General features: G+C 73.8%; 15 protein-coding genes and 1 riboswitch. Of the genes, 13 read left to right on the forward strand and 2 right to left on the reverse strand.

The window, feature by feature from the left end:
* Positions 1 to 397 precede the first annotated feature (397 nt).
* The 5 genes from mihF (at position 398) to metK (ending at position 4,661) form a co-directional block, all read left to right on the forward strand.
* Positions 398 to 724 (forward strand): integration host factor, actinobacterial type, encoded by a 327-nt coding sequence (gene mihF, locus AGRA3207_RS34200; protein WP_021597647.1) that lies wholly within the window; start codon positions 398 to 400, stop codon positions 722 to 724.
* Between the two features lie 94 nt (positions 725 to 818).
* Entirely contained in the window at positions 819 to 1,409 is a 591-nt protein-coding gene (gene gmk / locus AGRA3207_RS34205) for a guanylate kinase (protein WP_231336483.1), read from the forward strand.
* A 51-nt stretch (positions 1,410 to 1,460) separates the two neighbouring features.
* Positions 1,461 to 1,715 (forward strand): DNA-directed RNA polymerase subunit omega, encoded by a 255-nt coding sequence (gene rpoZ, locus AGRA3207_RS34210; protein WP_026405772.1) that lies wholly within the window; start codon positions 1,461 to 1,463, stop codon positions 1,713 to 1,715.
* A 361-nt stretch (positions 1,716 to 2,076) separates the two neighbouring features.
* A complete protein-coding gene (gene coaBC, locus AGRA3207_RS34215; protein WP_231336484.1) occupies positions 2,077 to 3,294 on the forward strand; it encodes a bifunctional phosphopantothenoylcysteine decarboxylase/phosphopantothenate--cysteine ligase CoaBC in 1,218 nt (405 codons plus the stop codon).
* Positions 3,295 to 3,467: 173 nt separating this feature from the next.
* The gene (metK, locus tag AGRA3207_RS34220) at positions 3,468 to 4,661 is read left to right on the forward strand and encodes a methionine adenosyltransferase (RefSeq protein WP_231331317.1); all 1,194 of its coding nucleotides are present in this window, start codon (positions 3,468 to 3,470) and stop codon (positions 4,659 to 4,661) included.
* A 40-nt stretch (positions 4,662 to 4,701) separates the two neighbouring features.
* On the opposite strand, the gene AGRA3207_RS34225 is transcribed toward metK, so the two are convergent.
* Positions 4,702 to 6,264: an MFS transporter gene (locus AGRA3207_RS34225; protein ID WP_231331318.1), complete on the reverse strand. Its 1,563-nt coding sequence runs from the start codon at positions 6,262 to 6,264 to the stop codon at positions 4,702 to 4,704.
* 255 nt (positions 6,265 to 6,519) lie between these two features.
* On the opposite strand from AGRA3207_RS34225, the gene AGRA3207_RS34230 reads away from it, so the two are divergent.
* The 8 genes from AGRA3207_RS34230 (at position 6,520) to AGRA3207_RS34265 (ending at position 15,726) form a co-directional block, all read left to right on the forward strand.
* Positions 6,520 to 8,652, forward strand: coding sequence for a primosomal protein N' (locus AGRA3207_RS34230; RefSeq protein WP_231331320.1), 2,133 nt, complete (start codon positions 6,520 to 6,522; stop codon positions 8,650 to 8,652).
* 17 nt (positions 8,653 to 8,669) lie between these two features.
* Positions 8,670 to 10,481: a hypothetical protein gene (locus AGRA3207_RS34235; RefSeq protein ID WP_231331321.1), complete on the forward strand. Its 1,812-nt coding sequence runs from the start codon at positions 8,670 to 8,672 to the stop codon at positions 10,479 to 10,481.
* Positions 10,482 to 10,561: 80 nt separating this feature from the next.
* Positions 10,562 to 11,107 carry a peptide deformylase gene (def, locus tag AGRA3207_RS34240; RefSeq protein ID WP_231331323.1) on the forward strand — a complete coding sequence of 182 codons (546 nt, stop codon included), beginning with the start codon at positions 10,562 to 10,564 and terminating at the stop codon, positions 11,105 to 11,107.
* Positions 11,108 to 12,034, forward strand: a complete 927-nt coding sequence (gene fmt / locus AGRA3207_RS34245; protein WP_231331324.1) for a methionyl-tRNA formyltransferase — start codon at positions 11,108 to 11,110, stop codon at positions 12,032 to 12,034.
* On the forward strand, positions 12,034 to 13,455 hold the full coding sequence (locus AGRA3207_RS34250; protein ID WP_231331326.1) for an RsmB/NOP family class I SAM-dependent RNA methyltransferase: 1,422 nt from the start codon (positions 12,034 to 12,036) through the stop codon (positions 13,453 to 13,455). The genes fmt and AGRA3207_RS34250 overlap by 1 nt, the downstream gene beginning before the upstream one ends.
* Before the next feature lie 10 nt (positions 13,456 to 13,465).
* Complete coding sequence (locus AGRA3207_RS34255; protein WP_231331329.1) at positions 13,466 to 14,413, forward strand: phosphatase PAP2 family protein; 948 nt, start codon at positions 13,466 to 13,468, stop codon at positions 14,411 to 14,413.
* Between the two features lie 12 nt (positions 14,414 to 14,425).
* The gene (gene rpe, locus AGRA3207_RS34260) at positions 14,426 to 15,094 is read left to right on the forward strand and encodes a ribulose-phosphate 3-epimerase (RefSeq protein ID WP_231331333.1); all 669 of its coding nucleotides are present in this window, start codon (positions 14,426 to 14,428) and stop codon (positions 15,092 to 15,094) included.
* Complete coding sequence (locus AGRA3207_RS34265; protein ID WP_231331334.1) at positions 15,088 to 15,726, forward strand: HAD-IA family hydrolase; 639 nt, start codon at positions 15,088 to 15,090, stop codon at positions 15,724 to 15,726. Before rpe ends, AGRA3207_RS34265 begins: the two co-directional genes overlap by 7 nt.
* A gap of 39 nt (positions 15,727 to 15,765) precedes the next feature.
* Here the strand turns inward: AGRA3207_RS34265 and AGRA3207_RS34270 are convergent, their stop codons facing one another.
* The gene (locus AGRA3207_RS34270; RefSeq protein WP_231331335.1) at positions 15,766 to 17,256 is read right to left on the reverse strand and encodes a P-loop ATPase, Sll1717 family; all 1,491 of its coding nucleotides are present in this window, start codon (positions 17,254 to 17,256) and stop codon (positions 15,766 to 15,768) included.
* Between the two features lie 272 nt (positions 17,257 to 17,528).
* Positions 17,529 to 17,657, forward strand: a riboswitch (FMN riboswitch).
* Positions 17,658 to 17,710 lie beyond the last annotated feature (53 nt).

The following is a 17,710-nucleotide window of genomic DNA, read 5'->3' on the forward strand; positions in this document are numbered from 1 at the left end:
CGGCCCGGCGTGACGAGCGTCACTAGCCGTCCCCGACGTGTGTTCGACGTCACATCCACGCCTCCGCGGGGGCCGGTGCGCGGGCCCGGGGGAGTGCCGGGATCATGGTCGTGCGGCCCCGTACACGGCCCGGTCGCCGCGGCAATTGGGTACTTGGTGCCGCAAATCGGGTCAGAAAGGGGGGATTTTCACGATCATGCGAAAGTCCCAGCAAGGCATGGGGATGGGGTGCCGACGGTCCTGAGTTGTGTACAATCCGTATTCAGGACACTCCGGGGAGTGATTTTCATGAATTTGTGGCGGGCTAAACGGCACTTCACGTTGCCTAAAGGGGCGTGAACTCGCTAGTTTCCCAACCCGTCCGACTCCGTCGAGTGGAAACCTGAGGTGACCCGGCGTGGCTCTTCCGCCCCTAACCCCCGAACAGCGCGCCGCAGCCTTGGAGAAGGCTGCCAAGGCGCGCAAGGAGCGGGCCGAGGTTAAGAACAAGCTCAAGCACGGGGGAACCTCTCTCGCCGAGGTTCTCAAGGAGGGACAGTCCGACGACGTCATCGGAAAGATGAAGGTCTCGGCCCTCCTGGAATCGCTGCCCGGCGTGGGCAAGGTCCGTGCGAAGCAGATCATGGAGCGTCTGGGTATCGCCGAGTCCCGCCGCGTGCGGGGCCTCGGCGCGAACCAGCGCGCCTCCCTGGAGCGTGAGTTCGGCGGAAGTGCGAACCGCTGACGCGCGACTCACGGACGGGCGCGGCGGCGAGTCCGCCGCGGCCGGCTCGGGTCCATCCCAGGCCGGCTCCATCCCGTCCGGCTCCGGCGCACCCATTCCTGCGCCGGACGGCTCCAAGCCACTAGGCCCGCTCCACCGGCGGCTGACGGTCCTCTCCGGGCCGTCAGGCGTCGGCAAGAGCACGGTCGTCGCCGAGATCCGGCGCTCACACCCCCGGGTGTGGCTGTCGGTCTCGGTGACCACCCGGTCCCCCCGGCCGGGTGAAAGCCACGGTGTGCAGTACTTCTTCGTCGACGACGCCGGTTTCGACCGGCTCGTCGCCGAGGGGGAGCTGCTCGAATGGGCGGAGTTCGCGGGCAACCGCTACGGCACCCCCCGCCGCCCCGTCGAGGACCGCCTCGCCCGCGGCGAGCCCGTCCTCCTGGAGATCGACCTCCAGGGCGCCAGGCAGGTCCGCCGGACCATGCCCGAAGCCCGCCTGGTCTTCCTCGCGCCCCCCTCCTGGGACGAACTCGTCCGCCGCCTCACCGGCCGCGGCACCGAACCCCCCGACGTCATCGAACGCCGCCTCGACGCCGCCCGCGTCGAACTGGCCGCCGAGAAGGAGTTCGACGTCACGCTCGTCAACACCTCCGTCCAGGACGTGTGCAATGAGCTGCTAGCCTTGATGGCTGACCGTCAGTGACCCGCCGCCTCGTCGGCGGACGGGGATCGCCGTCTAGTGGAAGGCCACCGAGTGGCAGCCAGCAGTGAGGGCATCACCAACCCCTCGATCGACGAGCTCCTCGAAGTCGTCGACACCAAGTACGGCCTCGTCAGCATCGCGGCCAAGCGCGCGCGGCAGATCAACGCCTACTACGCCCAGCTCGGCGAGGGCCTGCTGGAGTACGTCGGCCCCCTCGTCGAGACGCAGGTCCAGGAGAAGCCCCTCTCCATCGCCCTGCGCGAAACCCGCGAAGGACTCCTCAACGCCGAGCCCATCGAGGGGTAGTTAGGTTTTATTGCAGTGCCCTTGGCGTCAGGCGCTGGCGCGCCTTCCTTCCACGGGCACTGCGGCGATCGCTGCATCGCTCCGAACTCGCCACAGAGGGCTCGCTGCGCGATCAGATCCTTGCTTCGCTCGGATCTGGCTTCGCACGCGATCGCAACGTGTCCGGTCCGCTTGAGTTCAGGTACGTACCTTGTGGGCCAGGTCGCTTCGCTCCGTGTCCCGGCTCGCTGGTCGTTGCGGGTGAGGTGTGCTGGGGTGCTTCTGGGCGGGCTGGCGTGACCTGTGGTCGTGTGGCGGGTGAGAATGTGTGGCGTGGGTGTTCGGAGAGGGCTGAGGGCGTGTGAGTTCCGCTAGGCCGCGTGTGGTGCTGGGGGTGGGGGCCGGGATCGCCGCCTACAAGGTGTGCGAGCTCCTGCGGCGGCTCACCGAGTCCGGGCACGACGTGCACGTCGTGCCTACCGCCGATGCGCTCCGGTTCGTCGGGGAGCCCACCTGGGCGGCGCTGTCGGGCAACCCGGTCTCCTCGCAGGTGTGGGACGGAGTCGCCGGGGTGCCGCACGTCCGGCTTGGACAAGAGGCCGACCTCGTGTTCGTCGCGCCCGCCACCGCGGACCTGCTCGCCAAGGCCGCGCACGGTCTCGCGGGAGACCTCCTTACCAACACCCTTCTCACCGCGCGCTGCCCGGTCGTGTTCGCCCCCGCGATGCACACCGAGATGTGGGAGCACCCCGCCACCCGCGCGAACGTCGAGACGCTGCGCTCGCGCGGCGCCGTCGTCATCGACCCCGCCTCCGGGCGGCTCACCGGCAAGGACACCGGTCCCGGGCGGCTGCCCGACCCCGCCGAGCTGTTCGAGGTCGCCCGGCATGTCCTCGCACGCGGCGCGGACGGGCGCGACCTCGCCGGGCGGCACGTCGTCGTGTCCGCCGGGGGGACCCGCGAACCCATCGACCCGGTCCGCTTCATCGGCAACCGGTCCTCCGGGCTCCAGGGCTACGCCCTCGCCCGCACCGCCGCCGCCCGCGGCGCCCGCGTGACCCTGGTCGCCGCCAACGTCGCGCTGCCCGACCCCGCCGGAGTGCGCGTGATGCCCGTGGGATCCGCCGCCGAGATGCGCGAGGCCGTCCTGCAGGCCGCCGCGGACGCGGACGCGGTCGTCATGGCGGCCGCCGTCGCCGACTTCCGACCCGCCGAGTACCGCGGCTCGAAGATCAAGAAGAGCGAGGACGCGGGGCCCGAGCCGATCAGGCTGAGCAGGAACGCCGACATCCTGGCCGAACTCGGCCGTGTGCGGGGCCCCGGGCAGGTGATCGTCGGCTTCGCCGCCGAGACCGACGACGTGCTGGAGAACGGACGCGCGAAGCTCGCCCGCAAGGGCAGCGACCTCCTCGTGGTGAACCAGGTCGGAGAGGACCTGACCTTCGGCAGGCCCGACAACGCCGCGGTCGTCCTCGGCGCGGACGGATCACGCACCGACGTCCCCCGCGGTGCCAAGGAGGCCCTCGCCGAGACCGTGTGGGACCTCGTCGCGGCGCGCCTGGAACCCCGGGGTGCGAGTGACGGGTCACCGCCCGTGTGACGGGGCGCACGCCGCTCTGGCGCCGCTTTGGCGGTGCCCGAGCCCGATCCCGCTAGACTCGCCACCAGACCTGTAGGGAATTACCTGGGGGAGGGGCGGCGTCCCTCCGCCGGACTCGACAAGACATCCGTCCTGCGACGTCAGTCAGCAGCCGCTGCAAGGAGTTCACGTACGTGTCTCGCCGCCTGTTCACCTCCGAGTCCGTCACCGAAGGACACCCGGACAAGATTGCGGACCAGATCAGCGACGCGATCCTCGACTCGATGCTCAAGGACGACCCGAAGAGCCGGGTCGCCGTCGAGACCATGATCACGACCGGCCAGGTGCACGTGGCCGGTGAGGTCACCACCGAGACCTATGTGGACATCCCCGGCGTCATCCGGGAGAAGATCCTCGAGATCGGCTACGACTCGTCCAAGAAGGGCTTCGACGGGCACTCCTGCGGCGTGTCGGTGTCCATCGGCGCGCAGTCGCCCGACATCGCGCAGGGCGTCGACGACGCCTACGAGACCCGCGAGGGCGAGGGCCTGGACGACCTGGACCGGCAGGGCGCCGGAGACCAGGGCCTGATGTTCGGGTACGCCACGGGCGAGACCCCCGAGCTGATGCCGCTGCCGATCACGCTGGCGCACAAGCTCGCCCAGCGGCTCTCGCACGTCCGCAAGACCGGCGACGTCCCCTACCTGCGCCCCGACGGCAAGACCCAGGTCACCATCGAGTACGACGGCGACCGCGCCGTCCGCCTCGACACGGTCGTGGTGTCGTCCCAGCACGCCCCCGACATCGACCTCAAGGAACTGCTGAGCCCGGACGTCAAGGAGCACGTCGTCGACCCGGTGCTCGCCGAGTTCGACCTCGACACCGACGGCTACCGGCTGCTGGTCAACCCCACCGGTCGGTTCGAGATCGGCGGCCCGATGGGCGACGCCGGGCTCACCGGCCGCAAGATCATCGTGGACACCTACGGCGGCATGGCCCGGCACGGCGGCGGCGCGTTCTCCGGCAAGGACCCCTCCAAGGTCGACCGGTCCGCCGCGTACGCGATGCGGTGGGTCGCCAAGAACATCGTCGCCGCGCAGCTCGCCGAGCGCGCCGAGGTCCAGGTCGCCTACGCGATCGGCAAGGCCCACCCCGTCGGGGTGTTCGTGGAGACCTTCGGCACCGAGCGGCTCCCCGTCGACAAGATCCAGGCCGCCGTCACCGAGGTCTTCGACCTGCGCCCGGCCGCGATCGTCCGCGACCTGGACCTGCTGCGGCCGATCTACCAGCAGACCGCCGCCTACGGGCACTTCGGCCGGCCGGAGCCCGACTTCTCCTGGGAGTCCACCGACCGCGCCAAGGACCTGGCCCGCGCCGCCGGACTCTGACCCGCTTCTGAGGAGGCCCCCGGCCGGTCCGGGGGCCTTCCTATGTCCGGCAGTGGGCGCCGCGGTGCAGGCCGTAACGCGCGGCGATGGTGTAACGGCCGGGGCCCCGCACGGTCATCCGGACGAACTCGCCGTCGCGCGCGAGGCAGCCGGGCGCGCCGTCCCCGCCGGTGACGCCGAGCCACGGCGACCAGGCGATGCGCAGCAGCGCCGACCCGGCGGCGGGCATGTCGACGACCATCTCACCGGCGTTGAGGCGCGTCACCCGGGCCGGGCGGCCGGCCAGCGGCGTGGGACGCGACACCCGGAACAGGCGCCAGTGCTCGTCGCTCCAGACCTCGGTCAGGTACGGCTGCCCGGCCTTGACGATCGCGGCCTCGTCCCGCGCGGACCAGTCGGCCTCCTGCGCGGGCAGCACGACGTAGTGCACCGCCCACTTGTGCAGCCAGTCGTGGTAGGAGGCGGCGGTCAGCGCGCCCTTCTCGTAGAACAGCGCGTGCCGCTCGGCGTCGACCTGCCGGTTCCAGCCGCGCGCGAGGACGAAGTGGCGGCTCAGGCCGGCGGCCTCCCAGTGCGAGCGCAGCGGGACGACCTCGATGCGGGAGCCCTTCGCGCCGAGCGCGTCCATCTCCGCGATCAGCCCGCGGGCATGCCGGGCGGCCGCGGCGGCGGGCTCGGTGTGGATCACGTCGTCCACGGGCTTCACGACCTGCCAGGACGCGGTGACGATGAACGCCAGCGACAGCACCGCGATCCGGACCCGTCCGTGCGCGCGCGCCACCGAGGACAGCAGGAACATCCCGCCGAAGAGCAGCGCGAGCCGCTCGACGTTGCTGCCGACGGGCGACGGGATGAGCCAGGTGAGCGCGATGCCGGCGAGGTACACGCCCGCCCCGACCCGGACGATCCTCCATTCGCGGGGGGCGCACAGCAGCACCGCGACGACGCTGGTGATCGTGGGGAGCACGATCGCGGTGAGCGAGATCGGCTGGACGCCGCTGAACGGGAACAGCAGGCTCGTCGTGCCCACCACCAGGGGCGGGCCGGCCGCGATGCAGATCCCGGCGCGGCGGCGCCCTGTGAGGATCAGTGCGGCGGCGAGCACCATGAGGAAGAGCCCCGCGACCGGGCTCGCGAGGGTGGCCAGCAGGCCCAGCAGCACCATGCCCGCCGCGCGCAGCGCCGGGGTCCCGCGGCCGGTGAACGCGAGGATCACCGCCGCGAGCGCGAACAGCAGGCCGAGGCTGAACGTGACCCTCCCGGACGCGCTGTTGCAGGACAGCGCGAACGCCGCCCACAGCGACGCGGGCAGCGCGACCGGGGCGCGGAACCGCCGCAGCAGGTACGCCGTCAGCGTCGCCGAGAGGGTGCCCGTCAGGACCGCGACCGTCCGGATGCCGAACACGGCCATCAGGTACGGCGACAGGACGCTGTAGGAGGCGGGGTGCATCCCGCCGTACCACGCGAAGTTGTAGGCCGTGTCGGGGTGCTTCCAGGCGAAGTCGGTCCAGGCGGCCTGGGCGGCGAGGTCGCCGCCCTCGGTCGCGAGGGCGAGCGCCCACACCAGGTGCATGACGGCGGCGGCCACGGTGGCGGCGACCACGGGGTGGCGAGGGTTCGCCCACCGCCGCCAGGAGGGCGGGGAGGGACGCGGAGGACGGCGCGACGGTCCGTGCTGGACCGGTGCGTCCGTCCGTTCTGGGGTATGTGCTGTGGTCACATCGCCTGCACGGGCTCGTCGGACGGCGAGGGGGCGCGGGCTGCCGGACGGCGGTCCGGCGATCACGCGGCCCCTTGGGCGGACCATTCACACTAGCGCGCGGCGGTGACTGTCGGGTTGATCTGGTAGGACGGGGGCGTGACCAAGGACGGCGGGGGGACCGAGCGGGCCACGGGGCTGATCCCGGGGCTGGACGACCTCCCCCGCGCCCCCGTGGCGAAGCCTGCGGACGGCAGGGCCGCGGGCGGGAAGAAGGCCGGGGGCAAGGCGCGGAAGGGCGCGCGGAGCCCCGCGGAGGACCTGCCCGTGGCCCGGATCGCCGTGGACATGTCGCTGCCGCACCTGGACCGTCCCTTCGACTATTTGGTGCCGTCGGAACTCGCCGCGAAGGCCGTCCCGGGATGCCGGGTCCGGGTGCGTTTCGCCGGCCAGCTCGTCGACGGTTTCCTGCTGGAGCGTGCCGCGGAGAGCGACCACGAGGGCCGCCTGTCCTACCTGGAGCGGGTGACCTCGCCGGAGCCCGTCCTCACGCCCGAGGTCGCGGCGCTGGCCCGCGAGGTCGCCGACCGCTACGCGGGGACGTTCGCCGACGTGGTCCGCCTGGCCGTCCCGCCCCGCCACGCGCGGGTCGAGGCCGAGCCCGTCCCGGAGGCTGGGGTGGACGCCGAGGCGCCTCCGGAGGCGCCGGTCCGCCGCGAGCCCGGGGGCTGGGGGGAGTATCCGGCGGGGGAGTCGTTCCTGACGGCGCTGGAGACGGGCAGGGCGCCGCGGGCGGTGTGGACGGCGCTGCCCGGCCCCGGGTGGGCGGCGGACATCGCCCGGGCCGTGGCGGTCGTCCTGGACTCCGGGCGCGGCGCGCTGGTCGTGATGGCGGACGGACGCGACGTCGCGCGCGTCGACGCGGCGCTGGAGGGCGAGCTGGGGGAGGGGCGGCACGTCGCCCTGACGGCGGAGCTGGGCCCCGCCGAGCGGTACCGCCGGTGGCTGGCCGTGCTGCGCGGCTCGGCGCGCGCGGTGGTCGGGACGCGGGCGGCGATGTTCGCGCCGGTCGCGGGCCTGGGCCTGGTCGTGCTGTGGGACGACGGCGACGACGTCCACTCCGAGCCGCACGCGCCGTACCCGCATCCGCGGGAGGTGCTCGCGCTGCGCGCCCACAGGGCGGGCGCGGCGGTCCTGTTCGGCGGGTTCACCCGGACCACGGACGCCATGCGGCTGGTGGAGAGCGGCTGGGCTCACTCCCTGGCGGCCGCCCGGGCACGCGTCAGGGAGGCGGCGCCCCGCGTCCGCTATGTCGGCGAGGACGGGCAGCTCGCCCGCGACGCGGCCGCCCGCACGGCCCGGTTGCCGAACGTGGCGTTCGAGGTGGCCCGGAGCGCGCTGGAGGAGGGCCCGGTGCTCGTGCAGGTGCCCAGGCGCGGCTACGTGCCGGGCATCGCTTGCGGCCGGTGCCGGACCCCCGCGCGGTGCGTGGCGTGCCAGGGGCCGTTGTCGCTGCCGTCCTCCCATGGCGCACCGTACTGCCGGTGGTGCGGCCGTATCGCGGGCGACTGGCACTGTCCCGAATGCGGGTTCTTCCAAGTGCGGGCCCTCGTGGTGGGGGCCAAGCGCACGGCCGAGGAACTGGGCAGGGCGTTCCCGGGCGTGCAGGTCCGCACGTCGGGACGGGAGGCCGTCCTGGGCGGGGTGGGCGCCGAACGGGCCCTGGTGGTCTCCACACCGGGTGCGGAGCCGCCCGCAGAGGGCGGGTACACGGCCGCGCTGTTGCTGGACGGCTGGGTGCTGCTAGGGCGTCCGGACCTGCGCGCAGGCGAGGAGACGCTCAGGCGGTGGATGAACGCGGCGTCGCTCGTCCGTGCCCGGTGTCCCGTGGTGGTCGCGGCAGAAGGCTCCCTCCCGGCCGTGCAGGCGCTGGTCCGGTGGGACCCGGTGACCTACGCGGAACGGGAGCTCGCCGAGCGCCGGGAGGTGGGATTCCCCCCGGCCGCGCTGATGGCCTCGCTCACCGCGTCCCCGGCGGCGATACGGGAGCTTCTGGCAGATACGAGGCTGCCCGATGGGGCGGAGGTGCTCGGGCCCGTCCCCGCGCCTCAGGCGGGCGCCGCGGACGGGCCGGGCAGGAACGGGCTGGACAAGGAGCGTGCGCTGATCCGCGTGCCGAGGGCCGCCGGGTTCGCGCTGGCGCGCGCGCTGAAGGAGGCCCAGGGTGTCCGGAGTGCCCGGAAAGTGGCAGAAACCGTACGTGTTCAGATCGACCCCCTGGAGCTGATCTGACCAATAAGGTTCTTCGCGTGGCCGACAACTGGGTGGAGACGACCGCAGGCGAACTGCGGCTGTGGGCGGACGAGCGCGGCGAGACGCTCGACGAGCAGGGCGCGCGGCTCCTGCTCGACCTCGTCCGGCAGGAGATGGGGCTCGCCGGCCCGGGCGAGCTGACCCCGGACGGCGTCCGCGAGCTCCTGCTGGAGGTGTTCCCCGAGTCGGTGGTCGCCGGCACGGACGAGGTCCCCGCCGTCCTGGACACCCTGCGCGGCATCGTCGCGTTCCTGCGCGACACCGGCGCCGTCCCCGCCGCCGCGGCGGCGGAGCTGGCGGATGCGGTGGAAGGGGCCGCGCCCGGGTTCGCCGAGGCGGTCGCCGAGGCCGACACCGCCGAGCGGCAGGTCGCCGCCGAGGTCATCGCCGGGCTCATGCGCGCCGACGGCGTCCCCCTGGACGACCAGGACGCCGTCGAGAAGTGGGTCCGCGAGTTCGAGGCGCTGCCCGAGGACGAGCGCTACACCCGCACGGAGGAGTACCTGCGGCAGGCCGAGGAGCTGGTCGTCCCGCCCGTCCGGCTGGCCCCGGAGGCCGACCTCGCCGCCGCCGCCCGCGCGTCCGCGCTGACCGCGCAGGTGCTCGCGCTGGCGGACTGGACGGGCGAGCGGCCGCTCACCGAGCACGACCAGCTCACCGAGGCCGACGCGCGGGAGGCCAGGCGCGCGCTCGGGCTGGAGGAGCCGCGCTCCTCGGGCCGGGTCGAGGACGAGGCCGCGCTGGAGCGCCTGTGGTGGGCCGCCGTCGAGGCGGAGGTGATCACGGCCGCCGGCGGCGCCGCCGCGCCCGGCCCGGCGCTGGAGGGCCTCCGGTCGGCCGACGACGCGGAGCTGCTCGCGGCGTGGCTGCCGCTGTTCGACGCCGTCGTGGTGCCCGAGCACGACCCGGAGGACGGCCTGGACGCGATCGAGCTCGTCCAGAACGAGCTGACCGGCGTGCTCATCCACCTGTACGAGCAGGAGGCGCCGACCCCGCCGCGCGAGCTGCTGGAGGCGCTGCGCGACCACGTCGCCGAGAGCTACGACTTCTCCGACCAGAACGCCATGTCGGCGCTGGTGACCGACGCGTTCTCCCTGGAGCTGGCCATCCTGGAGGAGTGGGGCGTCCTCGTCCCCGCCGGGGACGGGGGCCGCGCGCTCACCCCGCTCGGCGTGTGGGCCGTGCGGCAGCTGCTGCTCGCGGACGGCTTCACCGCGCCGCTGGTGGGGGAGCTGGCGGGAGCGCGGGCCGCCGAGCTGGTCGAGGGCCTCACCTGGCACCGCCCCGACACCGCGGACGAGGAGATCGCGGGCTGGCTGGCCTCCCACGACGCCAAGGACGCCGCCGCCGACCTGCTGGACGTGATGCGCACCGGCGGCCCGGGCGCCCGCAACCTCGCCGCCGCCGTCCTGCACCGGATCGGCCCCGAGGCCGCGCCGGTGGTCCGCGCCGCGCGGGAGCATCCGCTCGTGTCGCCCTACGCCGTCCTCTGGCTGAACGCGGTGGACGACCCGTCCGGGCGGGAGCTGGCCCGCGAGGAGTACCTCTGGGTGTTCGTCGACACCGTCGCCGGGATGCTGGAGACGGCCGAGCCCGCCGAGGCGGTGGAGGCCGCCCTCGCCGACGCGCCGCCGGGCGCCGAGCTGGTCGCCATGATCGACGAGCTGTGGCGCACCCAGCACGGCGACGTCGCCGACGTCCTGGAGGCCCTCGGCGACCACCACCCCGACAAGGGGACCGCCAAGGCCGCCCGTACCGCCGCCTACAAGGCGCGGTCGGCGCGCCAGAGTGAGCGCGGCGGCGTGTGAGGAAGCCGTGCCGCCTCCGTAGACTGGGGTCGCGTTCACAGCGCCCGGTCCGGAAACCACCGCAGAAAACGGAGCCCTCGTTGGCCGTCAAGCCCATCCGCCTCTTCGGCGACCCTGTGCTGCGCACGCCCGCGGAGCCGGTGAAGGACTTCGACAAGGAGCTGCGCCAGCTCGTCAAGGACCTCACCGACACCATGATCGACGCTCCCGGCGTGGGCCTGGCGGCGCCCCAGCTCGGCGTGGGCCTGCGGGTGTTCACCTACTACGTCGACGACCGTCTCGGGCACGTGGTCAACCCGACCCTGGACCTGTCGGACGAGCAGGAGACCGACGACGAGGGCTGTTTGTCGCTGCCCGGGCTGGCGTTCCCCACCCCCCGGTCGGTGGGCGTGGTGGCCAAGGGCCACAACATGCACGGCGAGCCGATCACGCTGGAGGGCACGCACCTGCTGGCGCGCTGCGTCCAGCACGAGACCGACCATCTCGACGGGATCATCTTCATCGACCGGATGGACCCCGAGCAGCGCAAGGCGGCGATGAAGGCGATCCGGGAGGCCGAGTGGTTCGGCGACCCCGCCCCCGTGGTGCGGGAGTCGCCGCACCGGACCTTCGGGAAGGCGATCTGAGTGAGGCTCGTCTTCGCGGGGACCCCCGAGACGGCCCTGCCCTCCCTGAACGCGCTTCTGGAGTCCTCGCACGAGGTCGCCGCCGTCGTGACCCGCCCGGACGCCCCCGCGGGCCGGGGGCGGCACCTGGTGGCCAGCCCGGTCGGCGAGCGGGCCGCGGAGGCGGGCGTCGAGGTGCTCAAGCCCGTCAAGGCCCGCGACCCCGAATTCCTCGACCGGCTGCGCGCCATCGCGCCCGACTGCTGCCCGGTCGTCGCCTACGGGGCGCTGCTGCCCCGCGAGGCGCTCGGCATCCCCCGGCACGGCTGGGTGAACCTGCACTTCTCGCTGCTGCCCGCCTGGCGCGGCGCCGCGCCCGTCCAGCGGGCGATCCTGCACGGCGACGAGGTGACCGGCGCGGCCACGTTCGAGATCGAGGAGGGCCTGGACACCGGCCCCGTCTACGGCGTCCTCACCGAGCCCATCCGCCCGGACGACACCACGGGCGACCTCCTGGGGCGGCTCGCCACGGCCGGGGCGGGCCTGCTGCTGGACACGATGAACGGGATCGAGGCGGGCGTCCTGGAGCCGCGCCCCCAGCCCGCCGAAGGCGTCTCCCAGGCCGCCAAGCTCGGCCCCGAGGACGGCCACGTCGACTGGCGCTCCCCGGCGCTGCACATCGACCGCCTGGTCCGCGCCTGCACGCCGGCGCCGGGCGCCTGGACGAACTTCCGCGAGACGCGCCTGAAGCTGGGTCCGGTCCGTCCCATGCCGGACGCGGGCAAGCTGAGCCCCGGCGAGATCCTCCCCGGCAAGAAGGCGGTGCTCGTCGGCACCGCCACGCATCCCGTCGCGCTCGGGGAGGTCCAGCCGCAGGGCAAGCGCCGCATGGCCGCGGCCGACTGGATCCGCGGCGTCAACCTCATCGGCAAGGACGCGCTGCACTGATGCCCCCCACTCGCCACCGCCGAGGCAGCCGCGACGGGAACCGCAGGCCGGGAGGGCCGCGCCACACGGGCCGTCCCCAGGACCTCGTGCGGCGCACCGCGTTCGACGTGATCCGCGCGGTCGCCACCCGCGACGCCTACGCCAACCTCCTGCTGCCGGCCCGCCTGCGCGACCGGGGCCTCACCGGCCGCGACGCCGCGCTCGCCACCGAGCTGACCTACGGCACCCTGCGCGGCCGCGGCACCTACGACGCGGTCCTCGCCCTGTGCAGCGACCGTGAGCTGCGCCGGGTCGACGCCCCGCTCCTGGACGTGCTGCGGCTCGGCGCGCACCAGATCCTCGCCACCCGCATCCCCCCGCACGCCGCCGTCGGCACCGCCGTGGAGCTGGCCCGCACCGTCTCGGGGCCGGGCCAGGCCAAGTTCGCCAACGCCGTCCTGCGCAAGGTCGCCGGCCGTGACCTGGACGCCTGGCTCGCGATCATCGCGCCTCCCGACGCGGACCCCACCACCCGCCTGTCGATCGCGCACAGCCACCCGAAGTGGATCGTGTCCGCGCTCCGGGACGCCCTCGGCCCCGACCGCGACGAGATCGACGCCCTCCTGGCGGCCGACAACGCGCGCCCCCGGGTGACGCTCGTCGCCCGGCCCGGCCGCGCCACCGTGGACGAGCTGTACGAGGCGGGCGCGGAACCGTCGCCCTACTCGCCCTACGCGGCGCTGCTGCCCGAGGGCGACCCGGCGGGCATCGCGGCGATCCGCGAAGGGCGCGCCGCCGTGCAGGACGAGGCCAGCCAGCTGGTCGCCCTCGCGCTCGCGGAGACGCCCCTGGACGGGCCCGACGCCCGCTGGGCGGATCTGTGCGCGGGGCCGGGCGGCAAGGCGGGGCTCCTCTCGGCCCTCGCGACCGGACGCGGCGCGCGGCTGCTGGCCGCCGACGTCCAGCCCCACCGCGCCGGGCTGGTCGCCCGCGCCGTCGACGACCGCGCCGGTGTGGTCGTCGCGGACGGCACGGCGCCCGCGTGGCGGCCCGGGGCGTTCGACCGCGTCATGGTCGACGCGCCCTGCACCGGCCTGGGCGCGCTCCGCCGCCGTCCCGAGGCGCGCTGGCGCCGCGGACCCGAGGCGGTCGCCGAGCTCGGGCCCCTCCAGCGGGGGCTGCTGGCGGCGGCGCTGGACTCGGTCCGGCCGGGCGGCGTCGTCGCCTACGTCACCTGCTCGCCGCACCTGGCCGAGACGCGCGTCGTCGTGGACGACGTCCTGCGCGCGCGCCAGGACGTCGAGAGCCTCGACTCCCCGGCGGTCCTCACGTCGGCCGTCCCGGGGCTGACCGGCCTGGGCGACGGCCCGCACGCGCAGTTCTGGCCCCACCGTCACGGGACCGACGCGATGTTCCTCGCACTCCTCCGACGGAAGGACTGACCGGCAGGCCATGCTCACCGGCTTCATGCACGTGGTGTCGGACCTGGGAAGCGCCGGGTTCTACATCCCGCTGCTTGTGGTCCTGTACTGGTGCTTCGACCCGCGTCTCGCGGCGCGGGCGACGGTCATCCTCTCGCTCGGGTCGGTGGCCAACACCGTCCTGAAGCTGGTGTTCCACGCGCCGAGGCCCTACTGGACGGATCCCGGCGTCACCGGGCGGGAGTCCAAGGTCTCCTTCGGGATGCCGTCCGGCCACGCGCAGAACGCGGTGCCGGTGTGGGGGTTCTTCGCCACCCGCACGCGCCGCCGGATCCTGTGGGCGGCGGCCGCGGCCGCCATCGTCCTGATCGGCGTCTCGCGGGTGTACCTGGGCGTCCACTCGCCCGGCCAGGTCCTCGCGGGCTGGGCGGCCGGGCTCGTCCTGCTCGTCGCCGCGCTGGGACTGGAGCCCATGGTCGTCCCGTGGTGGACGCGCCGTCCGCTGGCCGCGCAGATGGCCATGGCGCTCGCGGTGTCGCTCATCGGCGTGGGCGTGGCCTGGACGGCAGTCGACTCGCTCAGCGGCTGGCACTGGCCGGACGTCTGGGCGCGGGCCATCGAGCGGGCGGGCGGCAGCACCCGCCCCATCACCCTGAACGAGGTGTCGGCCGCCTGCGGGGGCCTCTGCGGCGTCCTCGCGGGCGTGTCCCTGCTGTCGTCCCGCGGCTGGTTCGACCCCGGCGGCGCGCCATGGCGGCGCATGGCGCGCCTTCCCGTGGGCATCGCCGGAGCCGTGGTCCTCTACCTGCCCGAGCACTACGGCGGCTCCCATCCCGTGCAGGCGTTCGCCGTGCACACCCTGATCGGCCTCTGGGCCACCGCAGGCGCGCCGGAGGTCTTCGTACGGCTGGGCCTGGCGCGCCGTCCCACCCGTCCCGTCACACGGCCGGGTGGCGAGCCCGCCGAACTGCGCCAATAGACTCGGGTCATCATGGCTCCGCAGATATCACCCAGCATCCTGTCCGCCGACTTCGCCCGGCTCGCCGAGGACGTCGCGCTCATCGCCGACACCGCCGACTGGGTCCACGTCGACGTCATGGACAACCACTTCGTGCCCAACCTGACCTTGGGCCTGCCGGTCGTCGAGGCGCTCCTCAAGCACAGCGCCCTCCCGCTCGACTGCCACCTGATGATCGAGGACCCGGACCGCTGGGCCCCGCAGTACGCCGAGGCGGGCGCGGGCAGCGTCACCATCCACGCCGAGGCGGCCAAGGCGCCCGTCCGCACGCTGCGCACCATCCGCGCCGCGGGCGCGCGCGCCGGGCTGGGCGTGAACCCCGCCACCCCGGTCGACGGCTTCGAAGACCTCCTGGGCGAGATCGACATGCTCCTGCTGATGACCGTCGAGCCCGGGTTCGGCGGCCAGCCGTTCCTCGACGTCGTCCTGCCCAAGGTCCGCCGGGCCCGCGAGCTGATCAAGGGCCGCGACCTGCCCGTCTGGCTCCAGGTGGACGGCGGGGTCAGCGCCGCGACCATCGAGCGGTGCGCCGAGGCGGGCGCCGACGTGTTCGTGGCGGGCAGCGCCGTCTACGGCGCCGACGACCCCGCCGAGGCCGTCCGCGGGCTGCGCGCGCAGGCCGAGGCCGCGGCCACGTGGTGATCCCCTGCGCCGCCCTCCTGCTCGACGTGGACGGCACGCTCGTCGACTCGACGCCGCTCATCGAGCGCGCGGCCCGCGAGTGGGCCGTCGGCTACGGCATCGACGCCGAGGAGTTCCTCTCCGGCGCCCACGGCCGCCGCACCGCCGACCGCGTCGCCGACTTCCTGCCGCCCGGACGGGTCCGCGCCGCCACCGAGCACCTGGAGGCCCTCGAAGCCGCCGGGACCGACGGCGTCACCGCCCTCCCCGGCGCCCTGGACCTCCTCGCGAGCGTGGACGGCCTGCCCTGCGCCTTCGTCACCTCGATGGACGCAGGCCAGCTCGCCGCCCGCGCCCGCGCCGCCGGCATCACGCCCCCGGCCACCGTGGTCACCGCCGAGGACGTCCCGCGCGGCAAGCCCGACCCGTCCGGCTACCTCCTGGCCGCCGGGCGCCTCGGGGTGGACGCCGCCCGCTGCGTGGTCATCGAGGACGCCCCCGCGGGCATCGCCGCGGGCCGCGCCGCCGGGGCCACCGTCGTCGCCGTCGCCACCAGCCACCCCGGCGGGGCCCTCACCGCCGCCCACCACCGCGTCCGCGACCTCACCCGGGTCGCCCTCACGCCGTCCGGCCTGGCCCTCACCACCGGCTGAGGCCGTCCTCCCCGGCCGGGCCGCCACCGCGCGGCCCGGTCACCCCGTCCGCTCGGCGATGCCGAGGGAGGCGTGGAACATCTCGTGGACACGGAAGCGCCGGACGGCCCCGAGGTTGAGGTGCTGGACCTGGTGGCTCCCGAGGAACCGGCCGCCGGGGGCGGGCTGGGCGGCCAGCAGGCCCGCCCGCCACAGGATCTCGATCAGGTCGTCGGGGTCGCAGGACGCCAGCCACGACGCGGTCCCGCGCGTGGGGATGTCGCCGCAGGCCAGCTCGAGGCACAGCAGCTCCAGCTCGTCGCGGCCGAACGCGGGCGGGCGGCCGCGGAAGACCTCGAACACGCTCAGCAGGCCCGGGTACTGGGAGCGGTACTCGGCGGCGATGTCCTTGGCACGCTCGGCGGAGTAGCCGTACTCGGACCGCTCGATCGCCGAGTGCGGCACGGGGAGCCTCGTGGTGCGCTCCCTGGCCTGCTCCAGGGCCTCCGAGCAGAACTGGATGAGCTCCCTCGGCCGGTACAGCGTCCGGTCGACCATGTAGGCGAACGACCCGTCCCATGACGTGCCCGGAGGCGGCGCGAACACCGCCGACCAGCAGACGCGATCCTCGGCCCGCTCCAGCGCGTCGGCCTCGAAGCCCTTCTCGCGCGCCGAGTACCGGATCCGCTTGGCGATCAGCTCCAGGAGCGACTCCTCCGTCCAGGAGATCTTCTCCATCAGGTCGCGGTGCTTCTGCGCGTCCTCGTACAGGGCGGGGATGTCGTCGTACAGCTCCTGCCGCAGCGACACGTAGACCCGCATGTTCGGATGCAGCCCGTTGATCGACACGCACGCCTGGAACAGCCCCGACACGAACGCCTTGGCGTCCTCGGAGGAGTCCCAGCCACGGTCGAGCTCGTCGACGAAGATCACCACGCGCTGGTCGTCGAGGACCCTGCACAGCGAGGGCAGCAGGTCGTGGATCTCTTCGAGCTTGTAGAGCCGGTCCAGCTCGTGCGTCCGCAGCCCGGCCTCGATCGGGCCGAGCTTCACCGCCTCCAGCCGCTTCAGATACGAGACGAGCAGCGCGAGCGTGCCCAGCTGCCGGGCGCCGTGGTGGTCGCGGATGTAGCGGTGGATCTCGCGGCCGCCGCCCTTGGTCAGCCGCATGCCCTTCTTCGCCAGCTCCTTCATGACCAGGATGTAGATCAGGTACTTCCAGGCGGCGGCGTAGGCGCCCTGCTTGACCCACGAGCCCGCGGACTCGGCGGCCAGCGTCGAGCTGAGCAGCTCGTAGGAGTAGTCCTCGGGCGACAGCTCGATGACGTGGCTGCCCGCGGCGCGCTCCCGCTTGGCGAGCACCTTGAAGATCGCGCTTTTCCCGGCCCCGCGGTTGCCCATCAGGATCGTCTTGGCCCCCGAGCGGAGGCGCTGGTAGGCGGCGGACTCGACGAAGTACTTCTCCAGCCCGCGGGAGATGTCGCGCTCCGCGGACGGGGTGCCGAAGTCGAGCACGTTGAGGATCTTGGGCGACAGGATCAGTTTCGCCATGGGGCCTTCCGGGTGGACGGGGGGGACTCCACACCGAGTCTGACTCCCGTCCGCCGCCCCCTTCAAGGTCCGCCGCCAACGGCCGCGACGGCGAGGCTCCGGCACACCGCGGCCCTTGACAGCTTCCGGGAACGGCCCCTTGCGCGGAGCCCGGCGCCCGGTCGCCGCCCGGCCGGTGAGACGGCAGGGGACCGTCCGGGGCCGCGCGACCGTGGCCTTCCTCACATGGGAGCGGGAATGACGGGCGTGGCACACTGGTTGCCAAGCAGTGAACGCGTGCTCCGGGGTCGGTGCAATTCCGAACCGGCGGTGACAGTCCGCGACCCGGCCGAAGCCATCGGCCGGTTGACCCGGTGGAACTCCGGGACCGACGGTGAAAGTCCGGATGGGAGGCAGCGCGCCGTGCACCCCTGCACAGGGGGAGCTGTCGTCACACACGCATGATCCCCGGAGC

Source organism: Actinomadura graeca (assembly GCF_019175365.1).
In the GTDB taxonomy this organism is placed as follows: Bacteria; Actinomycetota; Actinomycetes; order Streptosporangiales; family Streptosporangiaceae; genus Spirillospora; species Spirillospora graeca.

Excerpts from the sequence above, each read along its gene's own strand:
- AGRA3207_RS34250 (WP_231331326.1), top strand. The coding sequence starts at position 12,034 with ATGCCCCCCACTCGCCACCGCCGAGGCAGCCGCGACGGGAACCGCAGG.
- AGRA3207_RS34255 (WP_231331329.1), top strand. The coding sequence starts at position 13,466 with ATGCTCACCGGCTTCATGCACGTGGTGTCGGACCTGGGAAGCGCCGGG.
- rpe (WP_231331333.1), top strand. The coding sequence starts at position 14,426 with ATGGCTCCGCAGATATCACCCAGCATCCTGTCCGCCGACTTCGCCCGG.
- AGRA3207_RS34270 (WP_231331335.1), bottom strand. The coding sequence starts at position 17,256 with ATGGCGAAACTGATCCTGTCGCCCAAGATCCTCAACGTGCTCGACTTC.